The sequence below is a fragment of the Streptomyces sp. NPDC050422 genome, from assembly GCF_044458665.1.
Taxonomy (GTDB): domain Bacteria; phylum Actinomycetota; class Actinomycetes; order Streptomycetales; family Streptomycetaceae; genus Streptomyces.
In genome coordinates, this window is sequence record NZ_JBITIE010000015.1 from 174,876 (window position 1) to 200,687 (window position 25,812).

Here is a 25,812-nt window from a genome sequence, read left to right on the forward strand (position 1 = left end):
GCGCAGTAGGGTGGACGCGCCGTAGGCGCCTCACCACGGGAGGACTCTCCCGAGCCCCGGCCGACCCTCATAGCCGTCAATTTTCAAGGGAGACAGGACGTGTCCCGTCAGGTGTTCCTCTACGACCCCCCGGACCGTTTCGTGGCCGGTACGGTCGGGCTGCCTGGACGTCGTACGTTCTTCCTGCAGGCATCCTCAGGCGGACGTGTCACCAGCGTGGCCCTGGAGAAGACCCAAGTCGCCGCACTCGCCGAACGGGTGGACGAACTGCTCGACGAAGTGGTGCGGCGCACCGGCGGCAACTCGCCGGTGCCGGCCGTGGCCCCGATGGACGTCACCGACACCGCTCCGCTCGACGTCCCCGTCGAGGAGGAGTTCCGGGTCGGCACCATGGCCCTTGCCTGGGACGGCGAGGAACAGCGCATGATCGTCGAGGCGCAGGCCCTGGTCGAACTGGACGCGGACTCCGTCGAGGACCTCGCGGAGGCCGAGGAGCGGCTGCTCCAGGACGAGGAGAACGGCCCGCCGATGCTCCGGGTCCGGCTCAGCGGAGCGCAGGCCAGGGCCTTCGCCAAACGCGCCCTGGACGTCGTGAACGCCGGCCGCCCCCCGTGCCCCCTGTGCAGCCTGCCGCTCGACCCGGAAGGACACGTATGCCCGCGCCAGAACGGATACCGTCGCGGCGCCTGACCGACGCGGAGCTGATCACCCTGCTCGGCAAGGGGCAGCTCACGGTCCTCGGACAGGTCCGCGGGGCGTCCAACGCGGTGCTCTACTGCTCGGTGGAGTACGAGGGCGAGCAGGCGACTTGCGTCTACAAGCCGGTGGCGGGCGAGCAGCCCCTGTGGGACTTCCCCGACGGCACCCTCGCCCAGCGTGAGGTGGCGGCCTACGAGGTCTCCGAGGTCACGGGGTGGGGCCTGGTGCCCCCGACCGTGCTGCGGGACGGGCCGTACGGCCAGGGCATGTGCCAGCTGTGGATCGAGGCGGCGCCGCAGGACGAGGACGCCCCCGGGCTGCTCGCGCTCGTCGAGGACGAGGAGCCGGCCGAGGGCTGGAAGCCCGTCGTCCTCGCCGAGGTGGGGGAGGGGAAGACGGCCCTGCTGGTGCACGCGGACGATCCCCGGCTGCGCCGGCTCGCGGTCCTCGACGCCGTGATCAACAACGGCGACCGCAAGGGCGGCCATCTGCTGCCCGCACCCGACGGCCGGCTCTACGGCATCGATCACGGTGTGACCTTCAACGCGGACGACAAGCTGCGCACCCTGCTGTGGGGCTGGGCGGGGGAGCCGCTGACGGCGGAGGCCGTCGAGGTGGTGGACCGGCTGGCCGCGGAACTGGAGCCCGGGGCCGCGCTGGTCACCCGGCTGGGGGAACTGATCACCGCCGCCGAGATCGAGGCCCTGCGGGCCCGGGTGGCGGCGCTACGGGGCACCGGGCTGCACCGTGAGCCGAGCGGCGAGTGGCCGGCCATCCCGTGGCCACCGGTGTGATCAAGCCCGTGTGACCGCCGCGGGGCCCCGGGAACCACCGGGGCATGCATCTCCCGGACCGGGACGCAAGAGTGCCTCTTCGGTCAGGATCCCCCTCCGGTTCGTATCCGGAAGCCGCGTCCGGTTACGCTCGTGGCATGCATGCCTGGCCCGCTTCTGAGGTCCCCGCCCTGCCTGGCAAGGGCCGCGACCTTCGGATCCACGACACCGCGACCGGCGGACGGATCACCCTTGACCCCGGTCCCGTCGCCCGCATCTATGTCTGCGGCATCACGCCGTACGACGCGACCCACATGGGTCATGCGGCGACTTACAACGCGTTCGACCTCGTTCAGCGCGTGTGGCTCGACACCAAGCGGCAGATTCACTATGTCCAGAACGTGACCGACGTGGACGATCCGCTGCTGGAGCGGGCCGTGCGCGACGGACAGGACTGGACCGAGCTCGCCGAGCGCGAGACGGCCCTGTTCCGTGAGGACATGACTGCCCTGCGCATGCTCCCGCCGCAGCACTACATCGGAGCCGTCGAGGCGATACCCGGCATCGTGCCGCTCGTCGAACGACTCCGGGACGCGGGCGCCGCCTACGAACTCGACGGCGATGTGTACTTCTCCGTCGACACCGACCCGCACTTCGGCCAGGTCTCCAACCTCGACGCCGAGGCGATGCGCCTGCTCTCCGCCGAACGCGGCGGCGACCCGGACCGTCCGGGCAAGAAGAACCCGCTCGACCCGATGCTCTGGATGGCCGCCCGCGAGGGCGAGCCGAGCTGGGACGGCGCCTCGCTCGGCGCCGGACGGCCCGGCTGGCACATCGAGTGCGTCGCCATCGCCCTGGACCACCTCGGCATGGGCTTCGACATCCAGGGGGGCGGCTCCGACCTCGCCTTCCCGCACCACGAGATGGGCGCCTCGCACGCCCAGGTGCTGACCGGCGAGCACCCGTTCGCCCAGGCGTACGTGCACGCCGGCATGGTCGCCCTGGACGGCGAGAAGATGTCCAAGTCCCGGGGCAACCTGGTCTTCGTCTCGGTGCTGCGCCGCGACGGCGTGGACCCGGCGGCGATCCGCCTCGCCCTGCTCTCGCACCACTACCGCTCCGACTGGGAGTGGACCGACCAGGTGCTCGCCGACGCCGTGGCGCGGCTCGCGCGGTGGCGCGCCGCCGTCTCCCGGCCCGACGGGCTGTCCGCCGACGCGCTGGTCGAGGAGGTCCGCGAGGCCCTCGCCGACGATCTGGACGCCCCGGCGGCCCTGGCCGCCGTGGACCGCTGGGCCGAGCGGCAGACCGCCGAGGGCGGGACGGACGAGGGGGCGCCGGGACTCGTCTCGCGCACCGTCGACGCCCTGTTCGGTGTCGCGCTGTAACTGCCCACCGTGTTATGTCCGTTCACCGGCCCCGAACTTCTTGATGAAGTTCGGGGCCGGTTCCGTTTTATCCATGGTCAAATGCTCGATGCTGCGCTAAAAGCACTCTATGCAATCAACAACACGCATCAGAGGGGCAATAGTTGCAGCGCTGTTGGGCCTGCTCGCCGCACTCGCGGGACCAGGCAGCGCACAGGCGGCGGACCCGGCCGAACCCGCCGGCGCGACGGTCGGCGACCTCACCGGCTTCACAGCCGACGGACCCGTCTACCGGCTGAGCGCGGGGGCCGCGAAGGCCCGCGTCAGCTTCGTGTCCGACGAGACCTTCCGTATCGAACTGGCCCCGGACGGCACGTTCGAGGACCCCGCGGGCGATGCCATCGTCCTGCCGCAGGGCGCCCCGCCCCGCACACACTGGAAGGAGCGGAGCGACCGCTACGACCTCTCCACCGGCGATGTCACCCTGCGTGTCTACAAGTCGCCTCTGCGGTTCGCCCTGTACCGGGCCGACGGCAGCCAGGTCTGGTCCGAGGCGAAGGGGCTGAGCTGGGACGGCGAGAAGACCACCCAGACCCTGGCCCGCGGCGCCGACGAGCAGTACTACGGCGCCGGCATGCAGAACGGCCGCGGCAACACCTCGCACCGGGACAAGACCGTCGAGGTCGGCGTCGACTACAACTGGGACGACGGCGGGCACCCCAACTCGGTGCCGTTCTACCTCTCGTCGGCCGGCTACGGCGTCTTCCGCAACACCTTCGCACCGGGCACCTACGCCTTCAACGACCCGGTGACCACCACCGAGCAGGAACACCGCTTCGACGCCTACTACTTCGCGGGTGACAGCGCCAAGGACGTCATCGGCCAGTACACGAAGCTGACCGGCAAGCCCTTCCTCCCGCCGGTGTACGGCATGGAGATCGGTGACGCCGACTGCTACCTGCACAACGCCAACCGCGGTGAGCGCCACACCCTGGACGCGCTCAAGGTCGCCGACGGCTACGTCGAGAACGACATGCCGAACGGCTGGATGCTCGTCAACGACGGCTACGGCTGCGGCCACGAGGACCTCGCCGAGACGGCCCAGGGCCTCCAGGACCGCGACATGCAGCTCGGCCTGTGGACCCAGGACGGCATCGAGAAGATCGCCGACCAGGTCAAGGCGGGACAGCGCGTCGCCAAGCTCGATGTCGCCTGGATCGGTGACGGCTACAAGTTCGCCCTGGACGGCTGCAAGGATGCGTACAAGGGCATCGAGGACAACAGCGACGCCCGCGGCTTCACCTACGCCCCCGAGAGCTGGTCCGGCGCGCAGCGCTGCGGTGTCCAGTGGTCCGGCGACCAGTACGGCACCTGGGACTACATCCGCTGGCAGATCCCGACCTACGCGGGCGCCACGATGTCCGGCCTCGCCTACACCACGGGCGACGTCGACGGCATCTTCGGCGGCAGCGCCAAGACGTACACCCGCGACCTCCAGTGGAAGATGTTCCTGGGCACCACGATGACGATGGACGGCTGGGCGGCCAGCGACAAGCAGCCCTTCCGCTACGGAGAGCCGTACACCTCCATCAACCGCGACTACCTCAAGCTGAAGGAGTCGCTGCTGCCCTACCAGTACTCCTACGCCCACGAGGCGACGAAGACCGGCGTCGGCATGGTCCGCCCGCTGGTCCTCGAGTACCCGGACGACCCGAAGGCCGCGACGGCCGCCGCGAAGTACGAGTTCATGTCCGGTGAGGACTTCCTCGTCGCCCCCGTCTACCAGGACAGCACCGAGCGCGACGGCATCTACCTGCCGAAGGGCACCTGGACCGACTACTGGAGCGGGCGGACGTACGAGGGGCCGGTCACGGTCGACGACTACGACGCCCCGCTCGACACCCTGCCGCTGTTCGTCAAGGGCGGTGCCAGTGTGCCGATGTGGCCGGGCATCCGCTCGTACAAGGACCGCACCGCCACCTCCCCGCTGGCCTGGGACATCTACCCGCAGGGCCGTTCCTCCTTCACGCTTTACGAGGACGACGGCGTGACCCGGCAGCACCGCGACGGCGCGTACGCCACCCAGCAGGCCGACGTCCGGGCGCCGGTCGAGGGCGCGGGCGACGTCACCGTGAACATCGGTGAGAGCAAGGGGAAGTTCACCGGGAAGCAGGCCACCAGGCCGTACGAGTTCAGCGTGCACACCGGCTCCGCGCCGAGCGCGGTGAAGCTCGCCGGCAAGCTGCCCCGGCTGGACTCGGCCGCCGCGTACGCCTCGGCGAAGCAGGGCTGGTGGTACGACCGCGACGACCGCGGCGGCGTGGTGAAGATCAAGACCGCACCGCTGTCCACGGGCAAGAAGTTCTCCGTGAAGCTGGAGGACACCAGCGCGGTCGGCGGGCGGCACGCGGCAGCGACCACGTCCCTCTCCGCGCCCAACGGGCAGGAGATCGGCGCGGGTGCCCCGGGCACCGTCGCCGTCGACGTCACCGCGGGCACGGCCGATGTGACGGACGCCGTGGTCTCGCTAGACGTCCCCGAGGGCTGGCAGACCACGCCGGCCGCGGCCGTGGACCGGATCCCGGCGGGCACCACCCGACGGGTCGAGGTGCAGGTCACCCCGGCGAAGGACGCCAAGGCGGGGGAGGCCCGGCTCACCGCGCTCACGCGCTACCGGTCGGCCGGCGAGTCCCGTACGGCCGGCCAGCGCTTCGCGACAGCCGTGATGCCGGCGCCGCCCACCGGTGAGGCCTGGGCGAGCGATCTGGAGTGGCTGAACTCCACCAACGGGTACGGACCGGCGGAGCGCGACCGCAGCAACGGCGAATCGGGCGCGGCCGACGGACACCCGCTGACCCTGGCCGGGAAGGTGTACGAGAAGGGGATCGGCACCCACGCCGACTCCGACATCGAGATCTATCTCGGTGGACACTGCTCGAAGTTCACCGCCGATGCCGGGATCGACGACGAGATCAACGGCTACGGCGAGGTGGCGTTTTCCGTCGAGGCGGACGGCAAGGTGCTGTGGACCTCGCCGAAGGTGACCGGAGCGTCGGCGGCGGTGCCGGTCGACGTACCGCTCGACGGCGCGCGCCATGTGCGTCTGAAGGTCACGGACACCAACGGGTCCAAGACCGGTGACCACGGGGACTGGGGTGCGGCGCGCTTCGTCTGTTCCTGAGTGGCCGCGGCGAAGCAGGGGAGCCGGGCGGGTTCGCACCCGCCCGGCTCCCCGCTGCCCGGATCAGTCCTCCGAGGAGTCGTCCGGGAAGTCCTCCGACGAATCCGGCGGGGTGCCGCCGCTCCCGGAATCCTCCCCGGAGCCGGTCACGGGGCCGCTGCCGGTCCCGCCCGCCGGCCCCGGGCCGCTCTCCGGCCGGGGCGGCTTCGGCGGCCTGGTCCGGCCGCTCGGCGGATCCCGCAGATACGAGCCGTCACCGCCCTCCGTGGCGTGCCCGCCCGGAGCCTGGCCGGGACCGGGATCCCGGCGCCGCAGATAGCGCTCGAACTCCCTGGCGATGGCCTCGCCGCTGGCCTCGGGCAGCTCCGCGGTGTCCCGGGCCTCCTCCAGCGTCTGGACGTACTCCGCCACTTCGCTGTCCTCGGCGGCCAGTTGGTCGACCCCCAGCTGCCAGGCGCGTGCGTCCTCGGGCAGTTCACCCAGCGGGATGCGCAGCCCGATGAGGTCCTCCAGGCGGTTCAGCAGCGCCAGGGTGGCCTTCGGGTTGGGCGGCTGCGAGACGTAGTGCGGCACCGCCGCCCACAGGCTCACCGCGGGCACACCCGCGTGCGTGCACGCCTCCTGGAGGATGCCGACGATGCCGGTCGGCCCCTCGTACTTGGTCTCTTCCAGGTCCATGGTGCGTGCCAGATCCGGGTCGGACGTGACACCGCTGACCGGCACCGGCCGGGTGTGCGGGGTGTCGCCGAGCAGCGCACCGAGCACCACCACCATCTCGACGCCCAGCTCATGGGCGAATCCCAGGATCTCGTTGCAGAACGAGCGCCAGCGCATCGACGGCTCGATGCCCCGGACCAGGACGAGATCGCGGGGCTTGTCGCCGCCGATACGGACCACGGAGAGCCGGGTGGTCGGCCAGGTGATCTTGCGCACGCCGCCGTCCAGCCAGACAGTCGGGCGGTTGACCTGGAAGTCGTAGTAGTCCTCGGCGTCCAGCGCCGCGAACACCTCGCCCTTCCATTCCCGGTCCAGGTGCGCCACCGCCGTGGAGGCGGCGTCACCTGCGTCGTTCCACCCCTCGAACGCGGCCACCATGACCGGGTCGATCAGCTCGGGAACCCCCTCGAGCTCGATCACCCAGGCCTCCTTCCGAAGTTCCCTTGCGTACGGAACAACCTTACGGCTTCCGGCCACCCCCGCCGCAGCCCTTGCGCACGGTGGGACAAACCTGGCCGGCCAGGTTGTATCAGCATGCGAAGCCGGTCATCGGGCGCGTCATACATCCGAGCTGTGTGGGGTCAGTTTCCGCTCAACTCTGGACGTTGGGGCCTTCGGGGCGCTATACATCGGATGACCAGAGCAGAGGTCCGATGTTATTTCCCCTGGGGGCGCACATGAGTCAGACCGTCACGGATTTCGAGGTCCACGACATCCGTTTTCCGACCTCGGAACAACTGGACGGCTCGGACGCCATGAACCCCGATCCCGACTACTCGGCCGCCTACGTCGTCCTGCGTACCGACGCCGCGGACGGTGCGGGCGGCGCTGTCGAGGGACATGGCTTCTGTTTCACCATCGGGCGCGGCAACGAGGTGATGGCGGCCGCCATCGAGGCACTGCGGTCCTACCTGATCGGGCGTCCGGTGCCCCGTACCGCGGCCGACCTCGGCGCGCTGTACCGGGACCTCACCCACGATTCGCAACTGCGCTGGCTGGGCCCCGAGAAGGGCGTGATGCACATGGCGGCCGGCGCGGTCGTCAACGCCGCCTGGGACCTGGCCGCCAAGCACGCGGGCAGACCCGTCTGGCAGTTCCTGGCCGAGATGACGCCCGAGGAGCTCGTCTCCCTGGTCGACTTCCGCTATCTCACCGACGCCCTCACCCCCGAGGAGGCGCTCGCGATCCTGCGCGCCGCCGAGCCGGGCCGGGCCGAGCGCGCGGCGCGGCTGCGCGCCGAGGGATATCCGGCCTACACCACCTCGCCCGGCTGGCTCGGTTACACCGACGACAAGCTGGTCAGACTGGCGAAGGAGGCCGTCGCCGACGGCTACACCCAGATCAAGCTGAAGGTCGGCGGTGACGTCGGCGACGACGTCCGCAGGCTCGCGCTCGCCCGTCGGGCCGTCGGCACCGACGTACGGATCGCGGTCGACGCCAACCAGCGCTGGGACGTCGCGGACGCGGTGGAGTGGATGACCGCGCTCGCGCCGTACGACCCGCACTGGATCGAGGAGCCGACCAGCCCCGACGACGTCCTCGGCCACGCCGCCGTGCGCGCCGGCCAGCCGGTCAAGGTCGCCACCGGTGAACACGTCGCCAACCGCGTCGTGTTCAAGCAGCTGCTCCAGGCCGGAGCCGTCGACTTCGTCCAGATCGACGCGGCACGCGTCGCCGGTGTCAACGAGAACCTGGCGATCCTGCTGCTCGCCGCCAAGTTCGGCGTGCCCGTCTGCCCGCACGCGGGCGGCGTCGGACTGTGCGAGCTGGTCCAGCACCTCTCGATGTTCGACTACGTGGCGGTCTCCGGCACCTGGGAGGACCGGGTGATCGAGTACGTCGACCACCTCCACGAGCACTTCGTCGACCCCGCCGTGATCGAGTCCGGGCGCTACACCGCCCCGGCGGCGCCGGGCTTCTCCGCCCGCATGCACCCCGAGTCGATCGCCGCACACCGCTACCCGGAGGGCCCCGTATGGCAGGCCCGCCGCACCAACAAGGAGGACAGCCGATGACCGGCACACGCGACTTCGAGGGGATGAACGCTCTGGTGACGGGCGGCGCCTCCGGTATCGGGGCCGCTGTCGCGACCATGCTGCTGGAGCGCGGGGCGCGCGTCGCGGTGCTCGACCGGGAGACCGCGGGGGCCCCTAAGGGCATCCTCGCCGTCAAGGCGGACGTCACCGACGACGCCGCCGTCCGCGAGGGCGTGGACCGCGCGGCCGCCGAACTGGGCTCCCTGCACACGCTCGTGTCCAACGCGGGCATCGGATCCATCGGCACCGTCGAGGACAACGACGACGAGGAGTGGACCCGGGTCCTGGACATCAACGTCCTCGGCATGGTCCGCACCGCCCGGCACGCCCTGCCGCACCTGCGCAGGGCCGCCGCCGAGCGCCCCGGCGCCGTCTCGATCACCCAGACCTGCTCGATCGCCGCGACGGCGGGGCTGCCCCAGCGCGCCCTGTACAGCGCGAGCAAGGGCGCCGTCCTGTCCCTGACGCTGGCCATGGCAGCCGACCACGTCCGCGAGGGCGTCCGCGTCAACTGCGTCAACCCGGGCACCGCGGACACCCCGTGGATCGGCCGGCTCCTGGGCCAGGCCGACGACCCGGCCGCCGAACGTGCGGCCCTCAACGGGCGGCAGCCGCTGGGCCGGCTGGTCTCCGCCGACGAGGTGGCCGCCGCGATCCTGTACCTCGCCAGCCCCGCCGCGGCCTCCGTGACGGGCACGGCACTGGCCGTCGACGGTGGAATGCAGGGCCTGCGCCTGCGCCCCGCCGACGGCTGACCGTGAGAGGTCCGGACTGGACGGTCCGGACCGTACCTCTCACAGCATCCGCACCACCTGTACCACGCACCCCGCAATGCCATCAGATCCTTCGAGCCGGTACTCCACAAAGGAACGGGACACCAATGAGAGTGCGTACGACGAGTGCGGCGGCCTGCGCCGTGCTGCTGGCCGTCACTGTCCTCGCGGGCTGCAACCGCGAGTCATCGGACGACGGTGCGGGTGGCGGCAAGGTCGGCATCGACCTGCCGCGCAGCGACAGCGACTTCTGGAACTCCTACCAGAACTACGTCGAGAAGGGGGTGAAGGACGGTGGGGTCAAGGCCCTGCCGCTGACCAACTCCCAGAACGACATCGGCAAGCTCGTCGCCAACGTCCAGACCTTCACCGACCAGGGCGCCAAGGCCGTGGTGATGGCCCCCCAGGACACCGGCGCGATAGCCGAGTCGCTCAACACGCTGAACGAGAAGAAGATCCCCGTCATCAGCGTCGACACCCGCCCCGACAAGGGCGACATCTACATGGTGGTGCGGGCCGACAACAAGGCGTACGGGACGAACGCCTGCAAGTACCTCGGCGAGCAGCTGAAGGGCAAGGGCAAGGTCGTCGAGTTCCAGGGCGACCTGTCCTCGATCAACGGCCGCGACCGGTCCGAGGCCTTCAAGGCATGCATGGACAAGGACTTCCCGGACATCAAGGTGTTCGAGCTGGCCACCGACTGGAAGGGCGACGTCGCCTCCGCGAAGCTCCAGTCCACCCTGGCCGCGCACCCCGACATCAACGGCATCTACATGCAGGCGGGCGGCGTCTTCCTGCAGCCCACCCTCGCGCTGCTGGAGCAGAAGAAGCTGCTGAAGCCGGCCGGCACCCCGGGCCACATCACGATCATCTCCAACGACGGCATCCCGGAGGAGTTCGACGCCATCAAGGCCGGGAAGATCGACGCGACGATCTCCCAGCCCGCCGACCTGTACGCGAAGTACGCGCTGTACTACGCCAAGGCGGCCCTGGAAGGGAAGACCTTCAAGGAAGGTCCCACCGACCACGACTCGAACATCATCAAGATCCCGAACGGCTTCGAGGACCAGCTCCCCGCGCCCCTGGTGACGAAGGACAACGTCGACGACCCGAAGCTGTGGGCCAACCAGCTGGAGAAGAAGAGCTAGTCATGGACCAGGCACCACCACCTGCCGTACAGGCGGAAGGCGTCGTCAAGCGCTTCGGGCCGACCGTGGCGCTCGACGGGGTGAAGCTCATGGTGCGGCCCGGTGAGTCGCACGCACTCGTCGGACGCAACGGCGCGGGAAAGTCGACGCTGGTCAGCGTACTGACCGGCCTCCACAAGGCGGACGCGGGCACGGTCACCTTCGGCGGGGAGCCCGCGCCCGCCTTCGGGGACACCACGGCCTGGCAGTCGAAGGTCGCCTGCGTCTACCAGAAGTCGATGGTCGTCCCCGATCTGACCGTCGCCGAGAACCTCTTCCTCAACCGGTTCGACGACAAGGCCCGCTGGATCAGCTGGGGGAAGCTGCGCAAACGCGCGGAGCAGCTCCTCGCCGAGTACGGCGTCCAGGTCGACCCGAACACCCGGGCACGCGATCTCGCGGTCGAGCAGCGGCAGTTCGTCGAGATCGCCCGGGCGCTCTCCTTCGGCGCCCGGCTGATCATCCTCGACGAGCCGACCGCCCAGCTCGACGCCCGCGGCATCGGCCGGCTCTTCGACAAGCTCCGGGAACTGCAGGACCAGGGAGTGGCGTTCCTCTTCATCTCCCACCACCTGCAGGAGGTGTACGAGTTGTGCACGGCGGTCACCGTCTACCGGGACGCCCGCCACGTACTGACCGCCCCGGTCGCCGACGTCACGAAGACGGAGCTGGTGGCGGCCATGACGGGCGAGAAGTCCGCCGGAGCCGTCGCCTGGCACGCGGCCGGCACCGCCACGCCCCCCGATGCCTCGGCGGAGCCCGTCCTGTGTACCGAAGGGCTCACCCTGGAAGGCCGGTTCGAACCGCTGGACCTCCAGGTGCGCCCCGGCGAGGTGCTCGGTCTCGCCGGCTCCGCGGCGAGCGGCAACACCGTGCTCGGCGAGGTGCTGGCGGGCATGCGCAAGGCGGGCGGCGGTACGGTCCGGGTGCGCGGACAGGCCGTCCGCTCGGGCAGCGTGCCGCACGCCCTGGCCGCCGGGATCGGCTACATCCCCGAGGACCGGCACGACCAGGGCCTGGTCCTGGAGCGCAGCGTCGCCGAGAACGCCACGCTCACGGTCGCCGACCAGCTCGGCCCGTGGGGGACCGTACTGCCTTCCCGTACGCGGGAGTTCGCCCGGGGCATGATCGAATCGCTGGACATCAAGACCCAGGGGCCCGAGCAGCCCGTGTCCGGGCTCTCCGGCGGCAACCAGCAGAAGGTGGTGGTCGCCCGCGCACTGGCCCGGGGGCCCAGCGTGCTGGTGGCGGTCCGGCCCACCGCCGGTGTGGACGTCAAGTCCAAGGACTCGCTGCTCGGGGTCGTCCGGCGGGTCGCCGACGAGGGCAACGCCGCAGTCGTCGTCTCGGACGAGCTGGACGATCTGCGGGTCTGCGACCGGGTCCTCGCCCTGTTCCACGGGCGGGTCGTCGCAACATTCGCAAGCGGGTGGTCCGACGGGGAACTCGTCGCCGCCATGGAAGGTGTGGGGGAAAGGGAATGACCGGCACGATACGGCCGTCCACGGCCGAGGACATCGACGGGGCTCTGAAGGGAGGTGCGGGCGAGGCCGGCCCGCTGAGCCGGCTCAAGCTGATCCGGTGGAGCGACTTCTCGCTGGTGCCGGTGATCCTGGTGCTGATGGTGATCGGCTTCATCGTTTCGCCGGTCTTCCTCACCTCCGACAACCTGATCAGTGTCGTCCAGCAGTCCTCGGAGCTGAGCCTGCTGGTCCTGGGCCAGGCGCTGATCCTCATCTGCGGCCGGATGGACCTCTCGCTGGAGTCGACGATCGGCATCGCGCCCGTCGTCGCCATGTGGCTGGTGCTGGACTCCGAGGGCGGCCGCTTCGCCGGCCTCGGACTGTTTCCCAGCTGGTCGGCGATCCCGCTCTGTCTGCTGGTCGGGCTCGTCATCGGAGCCATCAACGGTTTCCTGATGCTGAAGCTCCGGGTCAACGGCTTCATCGCCACGCTCGGCATGCTGACGATGCTGCGCGGCCTGCACATCGGCATCACCGAGGGCAAGTCCATCACCGATGTCCCGGAGTCCTTCCGCTACCTCGGCAAGACCTCGTGGTTCGGGGCCCCGGCCGCCGTCTGGATCTGCCTGGTCCTCTTCGCGATCGGTGGCGCGGCCCTGGCCTGGCTGCGCCACGGACGCTCGCTGTACGCGATCGGCGGCAACCCGGAAGCGGCACGCGCCGCGGGCATCCGGGTCGACCGGGTCACCTGGATCGTGCTCGCCATCGGCGGTCTGCTGGCAGCGTTCGCGGGCATCCTCTACACCGGCCACTACGGGGCGGTCGCCGCGACCCAGGGCAACGGCTGGATCTTCCAGGTGTTCGCCGCGGCCGTGATCGGCGGCATCAGCCTCAAGGGCGGGCGAGGCACGCTGTTCGGTGCGCTGACCGGCGTACTGACACTCCAGCTGGTGGTCAACGTGATGACGCTCGGCGGCGTTCCGGCGCTGTGGAACCAGTTCCTCAACGGTGCCATCATCATCGTCGCCCTGGTCATCTCCCGCTTCGCGAGCGGTGAGAAGCAGGACTGAACGGACGGGGCGCATCCAGCCTCGCCGGCGTTTGAGGCGCGGGGTCCGGGGCGGAGCCCCGGTTACGGGAAGGGGCGGGTAGGGGAAAACCCCACCCGCCCCTTCCCGCTGCCGCACGCGCAGCTACAGCGTCGACCGCAGCCACTGCTCCACGCTCGCCACATGCACCGTCGCCCAGGCCCGCGCAGCCTCCGCGTCGCGGTCCCGCAGCGCCGAGACGATCGCCCGGTGCTCGTGGAGCGTGCGGCTCACCGCGTCCTCCTGGGTCAGACCGCGCCAGACCCGCGCCCGGGTCGTCGGCCCCGAAAGACCGTCGAGCAGCGAGCAGAGCACCGAGTTGCCGGACGACTGCACGATGCCGCGGTGGAACTCCAGGTCGCAGGCCACCAGCTCCTCGACCGAGGGGTGCTCACCCAGCGCGTCCAGCTGTGCGCTCAGCACGTCCAGCTGCTCCTCACTGATCCGGCTCGCCGCCATCGCGGTCGCGGCCGGCTCCAGGATCCGGCGGACCGCCAGGAACTCCAGCACCGTGTCGTCGCGGTGGAAGTCCACCACGAAGCTCAGGGCCTCCAGCAGCAGCTGCGGATCGAGACTCGTGACGTACGTGCCGTCGCCCTGTCGTACGTCGAGAATGCGCATCAGCGACAGGGCGCGCACCGCTTCCCGCAGTGAGTTGCGGGACAGACCGAGCTCCGCGGCGAGTTCGCTCTCCTTGGGGAGACGATCGCCGGGCCTCAGCGCACCCGAGACGATCATTCCCTTGATCTTCTCGATGGCCTCGTCAGTGACAGCCATGGGCGACCTCCAGACATCCGATGTATCGCACCATTATGCGTCCCCGCGGACGACCGGTGCGCCCTTCGGGGCAACCCCGGGCCCCGCCGTCCCGCCCGGCCGGAGCGGTTCGCCCGTTCCGTCCGGCGGAGTCCGGAACCGCCCGTGTGAATCGGCACAGGAAACACGAAGGAGGGGGCGGCGCCCATGGGACGCCGCCCCCTCCTCGACGGCTCAGCTCTTGCGGTCGTCCAGCATCGACTCGACGCCGGCCCGGATCTCGTCCGTCGCCAGACCCCGGATCGTCAGCGTCGTCCGGCGCCGCAGGACGTCGTCCGCCGTCTCGGCCCACTCGTGGTCGCGGGCGTAGGCGACCTGCGCCCAGATCTCCGGCGCGTCGGGGTGGATGCGCTGCGCGAGCTCCGGCTTGTCGTTGGCCAGCCGGGCGATGTCGAAGGACAGCGAACCGTAGTGCGTGGCCAGGTGCCGTGCCGTGTCGGCGGACATCCGGGGACCCGGCGTACCGCCGTCGACCAGCAGCCGGTGCGCCACCGCGTTCGGGTTGGCGATGCCGGGCAGCGGGAGCTTCCTCGGCAGCCGGGCCATCGGCTCCATGTCCTCGGCCAGGGGGTGCCCGGGGAGCGCGGCCAGCTTGTTCATCACCGTACGGCCGATGTGGCGGAACGTCGTCCACTTGCCGCCGGCCACCGACAGCATCCCGCCGCGGCCCTCGGTCACCACCGTCTCGCGCTTGGCCTTGGAGGTGTCACCGGGCCCGCCCGGCAGCACCCGCAGCCCCGCGAAGGAGTACGTGATCAGATCGCGCGACAGCTGCTGGTCCTTGATCGAGAACGCCGCCTCGTCCAGGATCTGCGCGGTGTCCTTCTCGGTCACCGCGACGTCCGCCGGGTCGCCCTCGTACTCCTCGTCCGTCGTACCGAGGAGCAGCATGTCCTCCCACGGCAGGGCGAACGTGATGCGGTACTTGTCGATCGGGGTGGCCAGCGCGGCCTTCCAGGGGCGGGTGCGCTTGAGCACCAGGTGCGCACCCTTGGACAGACGTATCGAAGGCGCCGCGTTCGGGTCCTCCATCTTCCGCAGGTGGTCGACCCACGGACCGGTGGCGTTAAGCACCAGCCGGGCGGTCACACCGAACTCGGTGCCGTCTTGACGGTCCTCCAGATCGGCGCCCGTCACCCGGCCCTTGGTGAACCGCAGCCCGGTCACCGCCGCGTGGTTGAGGACGGTCGCCCCCGCCTCGACGGCCGCGCGGACCGTCATCAGCGCCATCCGCGCGTCGTTCATCTGGTCGTCGCCGTACACCGCGACGGCCTTCAGGTTGTCCGTACGCAGCTCGGGCACATCGCGCTGCGCCTTGGCCGGGCTGATCACATGGCCGACGCCGTCACCGAAGGCGGACAGCGCCGAGTACGCGAACACACCCGCGCCGAGCTTCGCCGCGCCGTGCGGTCCGCCCTTGTACACGGGGAGGTAGAAGGTGAGCGGGTTGGCCAGGTGCGGGGCCACCTGACGCGATACCGCACGGCGCTCGAAGTGGTTCTCCGCGACCAGCTTCACCGCACCGGTCTGCAGGTAGCGCAGACCGCCGTGGAGCAGCTTGGAGGAGGCGGAGGAGGTGGCGCCGGCGAAGTCGCCGGCGTCCACCAGGGCCACCCGCAGCCCGGACTGCGCGGCGTGCCAGGCGGTGGAGATGCCCAGAATGCCGCCACCGATGACCAGGAGGTCGTACGTCGCCTTGGAGAGCTGCTCCCGAGTCTCGGCACGGCTCGGAAGGGAGCCGGAGGCCGGGTGCGTCCCCAGGGCGGGGACGCTCTGCAGGGTGGTCATGTTGTCTACTCCTCGTCGTCCAGCCAGCCCATGGTCCGTTCCACGGCCTTGAGCCAGCTCTTGTACTCGCGGTCGCGGGTGTCCGCGTCCATGCGGGGGGTCCACTCGGCGGCCCGGCGCCAGTTGGCGCGCAGCGCGTCGGTGTCGGGCCAGAAGCCGACGGCCAGGCCGGCGGCATAGGCGGCGCCGAGGCAGGTGGTCTCGGCGACCATCGGGCGCACCACGGGGGCGTCCAGGAAGTCGGCGAGGGTCTGCATCAGCAGGTTGTTGGAGGTCATTCCGCCGTCGACCTTGAGCGCGGTCAGTTCGACGCCGGAGTCCTTGGTCATGGCGTCGCTGATCTCGCGGGTCTGCCAGGCGGTCGCCTCGAGCACGGCACGGGCGATGTGCGCCTTGGTGACGTAGCGGGTGAGACCGGCGATGACACCGCGGGCGTCGGGGCGCCAGTACGGGGCGAAGAGGCCGGAGAACGCCGGCACGAAGTACGCGCCGCCGTTGTCCTCGACCGACGAGGCCAGGGTCTCGATCTCGGCCGCGGACTGGATCAGGCCCATCTGGTCGCGCATCCACTGCACCAGCGAACCGGTGACGGCGATCGAGCCCTCAAGGGCGTAGACCGGCTTCTTGTCACCGATCTGGTAGCCGACCGTGGTCAGCAGCCCGTTGTAGGAGTTGACGGGCGTCTCGCCGGTGTTCATCAGCATGAAGGTGCCGGTGCCGTACGTGGACTTGGCCTCGCCCTCGGCGAAACACGTCTGGCCGAACAGCGCGGCCTGCTGGTCACCCAGCGCGGAGGCGACCGGCACGCCGTCGAGCACGCCGCCCTTGGCGTTGCCGTAGACCTCGGCCGAGGACCGGATCTCGGGCAGCAGGGCCGCCGGGATGTCCATGGAGGTGAGGATCTTGTCGTCCCACGCCATGGTGTGCAGGTTCATCAGGAGCGTGCGCGAGGCGTTGGTGACGTCGGTGACGTGGACGCCGCCGTCGGTGCCGCCGGTCAGGTTCCAGATGATCCAGGAGTCCATGGTGCCGAAGAGGATGTCGCCGCGCTCGGCGCGCTCGCGCAGCCCCTCGACGTTGTCGAGCAGCCAGCGGGCCTTGGGTCCGGCGAAGTACGAGGCGAGCGGCAGTCCGGTCTCGCGGCGGAAGCGGTCCTGGCCCACGTTGCGGCCGAGCTCCTTGCAGAGCGCGTCGGTGCGGGTGTCCTGCCAGACGAGGGCGTTGTGGACGGGCTCACCGGTGTGCTTGTCCCAGAGCAGCGTGGTCTCGCGCTGGTTGGTGATGCCGATCGCCTTCACGTCGGCGGCGGTGATGCCGGCCTTGACGATGGCGCTCGCCACGACCTCCTGGACGTTCTCCCAGATCTCGGTCGCGTTGTGCTCGACCCAGCCCGGCTTCGGGAAGATCTGCTCGTGCTCCTTCTGGTCGACGGAGACGATCCGGCCGTCCTTGTCGAAGACGATGCAGCGGCTGGAGGTGGTGCCCTGGTCGATGGCCGCGATGAACGGCCCGGTGCCGTGGGTGCCGGTGGTGTGTGCGTCGGTCACGGTGTGCTCCCGGAAGTCTGTGTGGTGGGGGTGACGGCTCTGGGCCCTGGGGCTCACGCGAAGGCGAGGTTGTAGAGCCCGCCCGCGAGTGCGCCGCCGACGAGCGGTCCGACGACGGGGATCCAGGCGTAGCCCCAGTCGGATCCGCCCTTGTTCGGCAGCGGAAGCAGCGCGTGCACGATACGCGGACCGAGGTCGCGAACCGGGTTGATCGCGTAGCCCGTCGGGCCGCCGAGCGAGAGACCGATGGAGACGACCACCAGAGCGGTGATCAGCGCGCCGAGCGTGCCGAGGCCGTTGCCGTCGTTGTTGAGGCCCTGCGTGAGGATCGCCAGGACCAGCACGATCGTGGCGATGATCTCGGTGACGACGTTCTGCACGGCGTTACGGATCTCGGGGCCCGTCGTGAAGATGCCGAGCACCGGTCCGGCCTTGGGGGCCGCGGCCTTGTCGACCATGCCCTCCTCACCCGAATGGTCGCTCAGGATCTCCGGGTCGGTGAGGTGGGCCCGGAACTGTCCGTAGTAGACCAGCCAGACCAGCACCGCGCCGATCATCGCGCCGAGCAGTTCGGAGGCGAGGTAGAGCGGTACGTCGCTCCACTTGGTGCCGCCCTCGATCGCCAGGCCGATGGTGACCGCCGGGTTGAGGTGCGCTCCGGATACGCCGCCGGCCAGATACGCGCCGGTCAGCACAGCGAAGCCCCACCCGAAGGTGACGGCGAGCCAGCCGGCGTCCCGTGCCTTCGAGCGCTTGAGCGTGACGGCGGCACAGACACCGCCGCCGAGCAGGATGAGTACGGCGGTACCTATGGTCTCGCCGATGAAGATGTCGGAGCTGGACACCCGCGACTCCTTTGTCCTTCGTCCAGGGAAGCCGAACCCCGGGTCCCTCCGGTGGTCCGCGCCCTCATGTGAGGGCGTTGCCGGCCTTGGCTCTGTCACACCTTAACGCGAATTTCCGTTAAGCGTTCGACAATGCCGACCGGTGCACGGCAGTGTTTCCCCCAGGTGAATGGGGCGTCAAGGGGTGTGTGTTCTATAACTCGATCGTTACCGGTGATCCCGCAGGAAGCTCAGAAGCGCCTGGCGCCCAGATCCCGTGAGACCGCGCGGGCGCAGTCCCGTACCGCCGCCACCAGCTCGGGCCGCAGCTCGCCGTCCGCGCACACCCGCTCCACCGCACCGGTCACGGCCACGGCTCCCACCGGCATCCGGCGCCGGTCGTGGATGGGGGCGGCCACCGCGGCCACGCCCTCCCAGGTCTCCTCCACGTCGGCCGCCCAGCCCCGTGCGCGGATCAGGTCGAGCATCGACTCGAACTCCTCCGGATCGGTGACGGTGCGGGGCGTGAAGGACTGGCGCTCCGCCTCCAGGGCCTCCGTGTGGGCCACCGGGTCGTAGGCGGACAGGACCTTGCCCAGGGCCGTGGAGTGCAGTGGCTGCATGGCCCCGACCTCCAGGACCTGGCGGCTGTCGTCGGGGCGGAAGACGTGGTGGACGATCAGTACGCCGTGCTGGTGCAGTACGCCGAGGTGGGTGCTCTCGCCGCTGGAGCGGGCCAGGTCGTCCGTCCAGACCAGTGCGCGGGCCCGCAGCTCGTGGACGTCCAGGTAGCTGTTGCCCAGGCGCAGCAGCTCGGCCCCCAGCTGATAGCGGCCGGAGGCGGCGTCCTGCTCGACGAAGCCCTCGTGCTGGAGCGTGCGCAGGATGCCGTGTGCGGTGCCTTTGGCCAGGCCCAGGGAGGAGGCGATGTCGGACAGTCCCAGCCGCCGCTCGCCGCCCGCCAGCAGACGCAGCATCGCGGCTGCCCGCTCCAGCGACTGGATGTTCTTGGCCATCGCGCTGTATTCCTCCACCTCGGTTCGACAATGCTGAACAGTATCGGTCCATGCCGACCCATGCTCGATCGCAAGGGAATTCTGCGGCACCCCGGCAGCCCCGGACGACCGCCTGAACAGCATGCAGTCCGATTCGTGGGACAGAGTGACGCCCCGGGACGCCGCCCGGCTACCCTGGCCGGGTGCGCCTTCCGCCGAAGCCGCAAAGCCGACAGCCGTCGCATCCCAGGGAGTACATCCATGGCCTCGTCGCCGACCCCTTCCGCCGACAGCCGGAACCGAGCCGCAGCCCTCCGCGAGGCGCTCGCCACCCGAGTCGTGGTGGCCGACGGTGCCATGGGCACCATGCTCCAGGCGCAGGACCCCACGCTGGAGGACTTCGAGGACCTCGAAGGCTGCAACGAGATCCTGAACCTCACGCGCCCCGACATCGTGCGTTCGGTGCACGAGGAGTACTTCGCCGTCGGCGTGGACTGCGTGGAGACGAACACCTTCGGCGCCAACACGGCGGCTCTGGGCGAGTACGACATTCCCGAACGCGTCCACGAACTTTCCGAGGCCGGCGCGCGCATCGCGCGTGAGGTGGCGGACGAGTTCACCGCCTCGACCGGGCAGCAGCGCTGGGTGCTGGGTTCGATGGGTCCGGGGACGAAGCTGCCGACACTCGGCCACGTCCCCTACCTCACGCTGCGGGACGGCTTCCAGCAGAACGCCGAGGGGCTGATCGCGGGCGGTGCGGACGCGCTGATCGTGGAGACGACGCAGGACCTGCTGCAGACGAAGGCCGCGGTGCTCGGTGCGCGGCGCGCGCTGGACGCCCTGGGCAGCGATCTGCCGTTGCTGTGTTCGCTGGCGTTCGAGACGACCGGGACGATGCTGCTGGGCTCGGAGATCGGCGCCGCGCTGACCGCGCTGGAGCCGCTGGGCGTCGACATGATCGGGCTGAACTGTTCGACCGGTCCGGCCGAGATGAGCGAGCACCTGCGCTACCTCACCCGCCACTCCCGGATCCCGCTGCTCTGCATGCCGAACGCGGGCCTGCCGGTACTCACGAAGGACGGCGCGCACTTCCCGCTGGACCCCGAGGGCCTGGCCGACGCGCAGGAGACGTTCGTCCGCGAGTACGGGCTGTCATTGGTGGGCGGGTGCTGCGGCACGACTCCGGAGCACCTGCGCCAGGTGGTGGACCGGGTACGGGGCACCGTCCCCGCCGAGCGCGAGCCGCGCCCGGAGCCGGGGGCCGCGTCGTTGTACCAGACGGTTCCGTTCCGTCAGGACACCTCGTACCTCGCGATCGGTGAGCGTACGAACGCCAACGGGTCGAAGAAGTTCCGCGAGGCCATGCTGGAGGCCCGGTGGGACGACTGCGTGGAGATGGCCCGCGACCAGATCCGCGAGGGCGCGCACATGCTCGACCTGTGCGTCGACTACGTGGGCCGCGACGGCGTCGCGGACATGGAGGAGCTGGCCGGCCGTTTCGCGACCGCCTCGACGCTCCCGATCGTGCTGGACTCCACCGAACTGCCGGTGCTGCGGGCGGGTCTGGAGAAGCTCGGCGGGCGTGCGGTGCTGAATTCGGTGAACTACGAGGACGGTGACGGGCCCGAGTCGCGTTTCGTGAAGGTCACCCGGCTGGCCGCCGAGCACGGTGCCGCGCTGATCGCCCTGACGATCGACGAGGAGGGCCAGGCCCGGACCGTCGAGCACAAGGTCGCGATCGCCGAGCGGCTGATCGAGGACCTGACCGGCAACTGGGGCATCCAGGAGTCGGACATCCTCATCGACACCCTGACCTTCACGATCTGTACCGGCCAGGAGGAGTCACGGGGCGACGGCGTCGCCACGATCGGCGCGATCCGTGAGCTGAAGAAGCGTCACCCCGACGTCCAGACCACGCTGGGCCTCTCCAATATTTCGTTCGGTCTGAACCCGGCGGCCCGCGTCGTCCTGAACTCCGTCTTCCTGGACGAGTGCGTCAAGGCCGGTCTCGACTCCGCGATCGTGCACGCGTCGAAGATCCTTCCCATCGCCCGGCTGGACGAGGAGCAGGTCAAGGCCGCCCACGACCTGATCTACGACCGCCGCGCCGAGGGCTATGACCCGTTGCAGCGGCTCATGGAGCTGTTCGAGGGCGTCAACATGAAGTCGATGAAGGAGGGCAAGGCCGAGGAACTCCTCGCGCTGCCGCTCGACGAGCGCCTCCAGCGCCGGATCATCGACGGCGAGAAGAAGGGCCTGGAGGCCGACCTCGACGAGGCGCTGAAGTCCCGCCCGGCGCTCGACATCGTCAACGACACCCTGCTGGAGGGCATGAAGGTCGTCGGCGAGCTCTTCGGCTCGGGCCAGATGCAGCTGCCGTTCGTGCTCCAGTCCGCCGAGGTCATGAAGACCGCGGTGGCCCACCTGGAGCCGCACATGGAGAAGTCCGACGCCGAGGGCAAGGGCACCATCGTCCTGGCCACGGTGCGCGGCGACGTCCACGACATCGGCAAGAACCTCGTCGACATCATCCTGTCCAACAACGGGTTCAACGTCGTCAACATCGGCATCAAGCAGCCCGTCTCCGCGATCCTGGACGCCGCCGAGGAACACAAGGCCGACGTCATCGGCATGTCCGGTCTCCTGGTCAAGTCCACCGTGATCATGAAGGAGAACCTCCAGGAGCTCAACCAGCGCAAGCTGGCCGCCGACTATCCGGTGATCCTGGGCGGCGCGGCCCTCACCCGTGCCTACGTGGAACAGGACCTCCACGAGATCTACGAGGGCGAGGTCCGCTACGCCCGCGACGCGTTCGAGGGCCTGCGCCTGATGGACGCCCTGATCGCGGTCAAGCGCGGCGTCCCCGGAGCCACTCTCCCCGAACTCAAGCAACGCCGCGTCCCCCGGCGCGACACGGCCGTGCTGGAAGTCGAGGAGCCGGAGGAGGGCGTGCGCTCCGACGTCGCCGTCGACAACCCCGTCCCCACCCCGCCGTTCTGGGGAAGCCGCGTCGTCAAGGGCATCCAGCTCAAGGAGTACGCCTCCTGGCTGGACGAAGGCGCCCTCTTCAAGGGCCAGTGGGGCCTCAAGCAGGCCCGCGCCGGCGACGGACCCACCTACGAGGAGCTCGCCGAGACCGAGGGCCGTCCCCACCTGCGCGGCTGGCTCGACAAGCTCCACACCGAGAACCTCCTCGAAGCCGCCGTCGTCTACGGCTACTACCCCTGCGTCTCCAAGGGCGACGACCTGATCCTGCTCCACGAGGACGGCTCCGAGCGCACCCGCTTCACCTTCCCGCGCCAGCGCCGCGGCCGCCGCCTGTGCCTCGCGGACTTCTTCCGCCCCGAGGAGTCCGGCGAGACGGACGTCATCGGCCTCCAGGTCGTCACCGTCGGCTCGAAGATCGGCGGCGAGACCGCCAAGCTCTTCGAAGCCAACTCCTACCGTGACTACCTGGAGCTGCACGGCCTGTCCGTCCAGCTCGCCGAGGCGCTCGCCGAGTACTGGCACGCCCGGGTCCGCTCCGAGCTCGGCTTCGCGGGCGACGACCCGGCCGATGTCGAGGACATGTTCGCGCTCAAGTACCGCGGTGCGCGCTTCTCCCTCGGTTACGGTGCGTGCCCGGACCTGGAGGACCGGGCGAAGATCGCCGACCTGCTCCAGCCGGAGCGGATCGGGGTCCACCTGTCGGAGGAGTTCCAGCTCCACCCCGAGCAGTCCACTGACGCGATCGTCATCCACCACCCCGAAGCGAAGTACTTCAACGCGCGGTAAGGCTCCGTTAGACGCGCGGTAGCAGCACGAGTCGTACACTGGTCGGTCCAGTGCAGGCCGGTCGCCCTCCCTCCGGGAAAGGCGGCCGGCCTTCTCGTCCCTCATGGAAGGTGTGCCGGATGACCAGTACGATCCCCGCGTCCCCGACCCGTACGGCCGAGGGTGCAGCCCTGCAGGCCGTCTTTCTCGACATGGACGGCACCCTGGTCGACACCGAGGGGTTCTGGTGGGACGCCGAGGTGTCGGTCTTCGCCGATCTGGGGCACCGGCTGGACGAGGCGTGGAAGGACGTGGTCGTCGGCGGGCCGATGACCCGCAGCGCCGGATATCTCATGGACGTGACCGGCGCGGACGTCACCCTCGACGAACTGACCGTGCTGCTCAACGACCGCTTCGAGAAGCGCATCGCCGACGGAGTGCCGCTGATGCCGGGCGCGGCACGGCTGCTCGCCGAGCTCGCGAGACACGAGGTTCCCACCGCCCTCGTCTCCGCCTCGCACCGCCGGATCATCGACCGGGTTCTGGACTCGGTGGGCCGTCACCACTTCGCGCTCACCGTCGCGGGCGACGAGGTCACCCGCACGAAGCCCCACCCGGAGCCCTACCTCACGGCCGCGCGCGGCTTCGGGGCCGACCCCCGGCTCTGCGCCGTCATCGAGGACACCGCGACGGGCGTGGCCGCCGCGGAGGCCGCGGGGTGCCGGGTGGTCGCCGTGCCGTCCGTGGCCCCGATCGCACCGGCGGCCGGCCGGGTCGTCGTCGGTTCGCTCGAAGAAGTCGATCTCGCATTTCTCAGGGGCCTGGTCACCGGTATGCGGTGATCCGCATACCGAGAGTATTTCTGTGAATGAATGGAAAAACTCTCGCGAAAGGCCGTGCGTTTTATGTCGCATCGCGGTGTCGATAAGGCGGGTACATGTCAATCCGCCAGGGTGTCCGCCGCGTGAGCTTCGTCACTCATTCGATGATCGAAGTGACTCCGGAATCCGCCGTGCCGCCCGTCCGGTGTCCCCAAGTGTCCCGATTGGTGAATCCGTGTACGAATCATTCCGGGAGCAGGAAATCGGCTCACCGTCGGCTTTCCAGCCCCTCTGATTACGTGCGCCGCGACACCGGTCCGGCAATGACGGGGCGCCTACTAATGTCGTTTTCTCCATGACCGCATGAGGGAGAGCGTCCACGATGAACCGCAAGACTCTGGTGCTGCCGGCCGTCGTCGGCCTGCTCGCGCCCGTACTCGCCGCCTGCGGCGCGTCGGACGGCGGGAGCGATGGCAACGGCGCCATCGTTGTCGGCACTACGGACCAGTTCGTCGCCTCGAAGGACGCCCCCGCGCCCCTCGACCCCGCCCTCGGCTACGAGGCGGGCGTCTGGAACGTACTGCGGCAGACGGTCCAGACCCTGATGCACGTCCCGCGCAGCGGCGGCCTGCCGACGCCCGAGGCCGCCGAGAGCTGTCTCTTCACCGACATGGCCAACGAGAGCTACCGCTGCAAGCTGCGCAGCGGCCTGACCTTCGCGGACGGCAGCCCCGTCACCGCCGAGGACGTCAAGTACTCCATCGACCGCGTGATCCGGATCAAGTCCGCCAACGGACCGATGGCCCTGCTCAACAACATCGACACCATCGAGACCATGGGCGACCGCGAGGTCGTATTCCACCTCCGGACTTCGGACGCCACCTTCCCGTACAAACTCGCGACGCCGCCCGCCGGAATAGTCCAGCGGGACAAATATCCGGCGACCACGCCCCGCAGCGGATTCCAGGTGGACGGATCGGGTCCGTACACGATGAAGCCGGAAGTGAAGAACGGCCGCGTGGAGAAGGTCGTCTTCACCAGGAACCCCCGCTACAAGGGGGATCTCAAGGTGCTGAACGAGAAGGTCGAACTGGATTCCTTCCCCGACGCCGCGGCCATGGGCAAGGCGCTCGACGAGAAGAAGATCGACATGATGACGCGCACCATGTCGCCGAAGCAGTCCCAGCAGATGCTGGAGCACCCCAAGGACGGCATCAAGCTCACCGAGATGCCCGGCCTCGCCATCAGGTACCTCGGCTTCGACACCGAGGCCCCCGCCGTGAAGAACAAGGCGGTCCGCCAGGCCATGGCCCAGATCATCGACCGCGGCCAGATCGCGAGCGAGGTGTACGGCACCACGGCCGAACCGCTGTACTCACTGATTCCGTCCAGCATCACCGGACACACGAACTCGTTCTTCAACAAGTACGGCGAACCCAGCGCCACCAAGGCCGCCACGATCCTGAAGGACGCGGGCATTCACACCCCGGTGAAGTTCACCTTGAACTACACGAGCGACTACTACGGCGAAGCCACCGCCGACGAGTTCGCGACCCTGAAGCGGCAGCTCAACAGCACCGGACTCTTCGACGTCTCCGTCAAGGGCACCCCCTGGGCGAAGTACCGCCCCGCGGAGCTGCGCCGCGACTACGCCGTGTACGGCATGGGCTGGTTCCCCGACTTCCCGGACCCGGACAACTACACGGCGCCGTTCCTCGACACGGACAACTTCCTCAACTCGCCCTACCGGTCGACCGCGGCCCAGAAGACGCTCATCCCCGAGTCCCGCCGCGAGGCCGACCGCAGCGCCGCCGCCACGACCTTCAAGAAGCTCCAGGACATCGTCGCCGAGGACGTCCCGGTCCTCCCGGTCTGGCAGGGCAAGCAGTACGTCGCCTCCCGCGACGGCCTCACCGGTGTCGAATGGGCGGTCACCTCGTCCGCCGACATCCACCTCTGGGAACTCGGCACCAGCTGATCCGCC

The 25,812-nt window shown here is 69.6% G+C and carries 18 protein-coding genes; 12 read left to right on the forward strand and 6 right to left on the reverse strand.

Annotated features, from left to right (window positions below):
• Positions 1–99: 99 nt before the first annotated feature.
• The 4 genes from ACIBJG_RS24520 (at position 100) to ACIBJG_RS24535 (ending at position 6,020) form a co-directional block, all read left to right on the forward strand.
• Complete coding sequence (locus tag ACIBJG_RS24520; protein ID WP_020207450.1) at positions 100–690, forward strand: DUF3090 domain-containing protein; 591 nt, start codon at positions 100–102, stop codon at positions 688–690.
• Positions 654–1,493, forward strand: coding sequence for an SCO1664 family protein (locus tag ACIBJG_RS24525; RefSeq protein WP_399310403.1), 840 nt, complete (start codon positions 654–656; stop codon positions 1,491–1,493). Before ACIBJG_RS24520 ends, ACIBJG_RS24525 begins: the two co-directional genes overlap by 37 nt.
• A 137-nt stretch (positions 1,494–1,630) precedes the next feature.
• The gene (mshC, locus tag ACIBJG_RS24530; protein ID WP_399310404.1) at positions 1,631–2,860 is read left to right on the forward strand and encodes a cysteine--1-D-myo-inosityl 2-amino-2-deoxy-alpha-D-glucopyranoside ligase; all 1,230 of its coding nucleotides are present in this window, start codon (positions 1,631–1,633) and stop codon (positions 2,858–2,860) included.
• A 109-nt stretch (positions 2,861–2,969) separates the two neighbouring features.
• Positions 2,970–6,020 carry an NPCBM/NEW2 domain-containing protein gene (locus ACIBJG_RS24535; RefSeq protein WP_399310405.1) on the forward strand — a complete coding sequence of 1,017 codons (3,051 nt, stop codon included), beginning with the start codon at positions 2,970–2,972 and terminating at the stop codon, positions 6,018–6,020.
• A 63-nt stretch (positions 6,021–6,083) separates the two neighbouring features.
• Here ACIBJG_RS24535 and ACIBJG_RS24540 read toward each other — a convergent pair whose 3' ends face one another.
• Positions 6,084–7,157 (reverse strand): PAC2 family protein, encoded by a 1,074-nt coding sequence (locus ACIBJG_RS24540; RefSeq protein WP_399310407.1) that lies wholly within the window; start codon positions 7,155–7,157, stop codon positions 6,084–6,086.
• A 257-nt stretch (positions 7,158–7,414) separates the two neighbouring features.
• Between ACIBJG_RS24540 and ACIBJG_RS24545 the strand changes: the two genes are divergently transcribed.
• The 5 genes from ACIBJG_RS24545 to ACIBJG_RS24565 all read left to right on the forward strand — a co-directional run bounded on the left by ACIBJG_RS24545 (position 7,415) and on the right by ACIBJG_RS24565 (position 13,266).
• Positions 7,415–8,752 carry an enolase C-terminal domain-like protein gene (locus tag ACIBJG_RS24545; RefSeq protein ID WP_399310408.1) on the forward strand — a complete coding sequence of 446 codons (1,338 nt, stop codon included), beginning with the start codon at positions 7,415–7,417 and terminating at the stop codon, positions 8,750–8,752.
• Positions 8,749–9,528 (forward strand): SDR family NAD(P)-dependent oxidoreductase, encoded by a 780-nt coding sequence (locus ACIBJG_RS24550; RefSeq protein ID WP_399310409.1) that lies wholly within the window; start codon positions 8,749–8,751, stop codon positions 9,526–9,528. The genes ACIBJG_RS24545 and ACIBJG_RS24550 overlap by 4 nt, the downstream gene beginning before the upstream one ends.
• A gap of 125 nt (positions 9,529–9,653) precedes the next feature.
• A complete protein-coding gene (locus tag ACIBJG_RS24555; protein ID WP_399310410.1) occupies positions 9,654–10,694 on the forward strand; it encodes a sugar ABC transporter substrate-binding protein in 1,041 nt (346 codons plus the stop codon).
• Positions 10,695–10,696: 2 nt separating this feature from the next.
• The gene (locus ACIBJG_RS24560) at positions 10,697–12,217 is read left to right on the forward strand and encodes a sugar ABC transporter ATP-binding protein (protein WP_399310412.1); all 1,521 of its coding nucleotides are present in this window, start codon (positions 10,697–10,699) and stop codon (positions 12,215–12,217) included.
• Entirely contained in the window at positions 12,214–13,266 is a 1,053-nt protein-coding gene (locus ACIBJG_RS24565; RefSeq protein ID WP_399310413.1) for an ABC transporter permease, read from the forward strand. Before ACIBJG_RS24560 ends, ACIBJG_RS24565 begins: the two co-directional genes overlap by 4 nt.
• 123 nt (positions 13,267–13,389) lie before the next feature.
• On the opposite strand, the gene ACIBJG_RS24570 is transcribed toward ACIBJG_RS24565, so the two are convergent.
• The 5 genes from ACIBJG_RS24570 to ACIBJG_RS24590 all read right to left on the reverse strand — a co-directional run bounded on the left by ACIBJG_RS24570 (position 13,390) and on the right by ACIBJG_RS24590 (position 19,275).
• Entirely contained in the window at positions 13,390–14,061 is a 672-nt protein-coding gene (locus ACIBJG_RS24570; protein WP_399310414.1) for a FadR/GntR family transcriptional regulator, read from the reverse strand.
• A 213-nt stretch (positions 14,062–14,274) separates the two neighbouring features.
• On the reverse strand, positions 14,275–15,888 hold the full coding sequence (locus tag ACIBJG_RS24575; protein ID WP_399310416.1) for an FAD-dependent oxidoreductase: 1,614 nt from the start codon (positions 15,886–15,888) through the stop codon (positions 14,275–14,277).
• A gap of 5 nt (positions 15,889–15,893) precedes the next feature.
• On the reverse strand, positions 15,894–17,435 hold the full coding sequence (glpK, locus tag ACIBJG_RS24580) for a glycerol kinase GlpK (RefSeq protein ID WP_399310418.1): 1,542 nt from the start codon (positions 17,433–17,435) through the stop codon (positions 15,894–15,896).
• A gap of 53 nt (positions 17,436–17,488) precedes the next feature.
• Positions 17,489–18,280, reverse strand: a complete 792-nt coding sequence (locus tag ACIBJG_RS24585) for an MIP/aquaporin family protein (RefSeq protein ID WP_399310419.1) — start codon at positions 18,278–18,280, stop codon at positions 17,489–17,491.
• A gap of 230 nt (positions 18,281–18,510) precedes the next feature.
• Positions 18,511–19,275, reverse strand: a complete 765-nt coding sequence (locus ACIBJG_RS24590; protein ID WP_399310422.1) for an IclR family transcriptional regulator — start codon at positions 19,273–19,275, stop codon at positions 18,511–18,513.
• A gap of 240 nt (positions 19,276–19,515) precedes the next feature.
• Between ACIBJG_RS24590 and metH the strand changes: the two genes are divergently transcribed.
• From metH to ACIBJG_RS24605, 3 genes are all read left to right on the forward strand, one after another.
• Entirely contained in the window at positions 19,516–23,028 is a 3,513-nt protein-coding gene (gene metH, locus ACIBJG_RS24595; protein ID WP_399310424.1) for a methionine synthase, read from the forward strand.
• A gap of 119 nt (positions 23,029–23,147) precedes the next feature.
• Positions 23,148–23,849 (forward strand): HAD family hydrolase, encoded by a 702-nt coding sequence (locus ACIBJG_RS24600; RefSeq protein WP_399310426.1) that lies wholly within the window; start codon positions 23,148–23,150, stop codon positions 23,847–23,849.
• 361 nt (positions 23,850–24,210) lie between these two features.
• Positions 24,211–25,806 (forward strand): ABC transporter substrate-binding protein, encoded by a 1,596-nt coding sequence (locus ACIBJG_RS24605; RefSeq protein ID WP_399310428.1) that lies wholly within the window; start codon positions 24,211–24,213, stop codon positions 25,804–25,806.
• Positions 25,807–25,812 lie beyond the last annotated feature (6 nt).